The 327-nt window shown below is 54.7% G+C and carries 1 protein-coding gene; it reads left to right on the top strand.

Annotated elements, in window-relative coordinates:
- Positions 1-327 (top strand): VaFE repeat-containing surface-anchored protein (locus HMPREF3149_RS13965; protein WP_168162207.1); only part of this gene is annotated, 327 nt, incomplete at both ends.

Here is a 327-nt window from a genome sequence, read left to right as displayed (position 1 = left end):
ACGCCGACCACGACGAAGGAGCAGCCGACGACGTCGAAGGAGAATGAGTCTGGTGAGCCGAAGATTTCGACGAATGCTGACTTTGCTAATGGCGCAACTGAGGTTGTTGCTGGTGCGCAGGTCAATGACAGGGTGACTTATGAGGGCTTGGTCCCGGGTAAGGAATACACCTTGAAGGCTGAGTTGATTTCCAAGGCTGACGGTGAGTCTGTGCTGGGTGAAGGTGAGAGGACCTTTACTCCGGAGGCTTCTAAGGGCGAGGTTGTTGTTGAGATTACGGTCTTTGACAAGGTGACGGAGCCGGTTGAGGCTGCGGTTGCTTTCGAG

Source organism: Corynebacterium sp. HMSC05E07 (genome assembly GCF_001807225.1).
GTDB classification, from domain to species: Bacteria; Actinomycetota; Actinomycetes; order Mycobacteriales; family Mycobacteriaceae; genus Corynebacterium; species Corynebacterium singulare.
This window is presented reverse-complemented; position numbering and strand designations above follow the sequence as displayed.